At 48.0% G+C, this 987-nt stretch carries 1 protein-coding gene; it reads left to right on the top strand.

What is annotated here, in order from left to right; all coding sequences use genetic code 11:
• Window positions 1-642 precede the first annotated feature (642 nt).
• The coding region (locus AC0KVQ_RS16475) for a PEP/pyruvate-binding domain-containing protein (RefSeq protein WP_473422284.1) at window positions 643-987 on the top strand (345 nt) is incomplete at its 3' end.

The following is a 987-nucleotide window of genomic DNA, read 5'->3' on the forward strand; positions in this document are numbered from 1 at the left end:
AGCCCCCAGCAGGGTGCCGCCACGCAGTACGTTACGGCGCGATACGTCGATGATTTCTTTCTTCATTCTCTTCTCCTTAATGCTGCAAGGTGATTTGTCTGTTCAGCATCCGGCATGTGCCAGTTTATTTATCCGGTAACCAGCCTTTGCTGGTTTGTTATAGCGCCGGAATTGGCCAGAGCCGCTAGCCTGTTTGGGCTCTGGCCGGTGCGAGGTATGTCCGAGGATGTGATTAATACCAACGCACGAGTAGTCTATGTCCTGTAACTACTAGGTGATAGCGAAAAATATTCGCGTATGGCTGAATTTAATTCAGTGATTATGCTTGAATTGCAAACAGGTGTTTTTGTGCATTTTTATTTCCTGTTTCTTTCATTCATACAAAGATTCATGGCTTGGGCAGGATTTTTTTGTCATGTCGGTGGAGTGTGATTTTTTACCTCTCATGGAAATTCCTGTTTGTTGGTGTGTTTTTAATACGTTGAAAATAAAGTAATAATTTCATTTATTTCTGTTTGTGCAGGAGTTGTTTATTTTTTGTAGTTGTGAAATATTAACTACTTTGCAGGCTGTTCGATCTTGCGCGGCTGCTTTTAATATTGTGCATGGCAACAAATCTTCCCACTAAAGGAATTGCACGGTATGAACGCATTACTCACAACTGGCCAGCTGGTAATCGACCTATCTCAACTACGCATGAGCGATGTGCATCGGGTGGGCGGCAAGAATGCCTCGCTCGGCGAATTGATCTCGCAACTCTCTGCCAAGGGTGTGCGCGTGCCGGGTGGTTTTGCCACGACCGCCGAGGCCTGGCACCAGTTTCTGTCGCACCTTGGCTTGGCCGAACGTATCGACGATTTGCTGTCAGCGTTGGATGTCGATGACGTACATGCGCTGGCTGAAGTCGGCAAACAAATCCGCGACTGGATCATGCTGACGCCGCTGCCCGACGCGCTGGAGCAGGCGATTGTCGACAGCTATGCCGCG

It is taken from the genome of Formivibrio sp. oc-25, assembly GCF_055810895.1.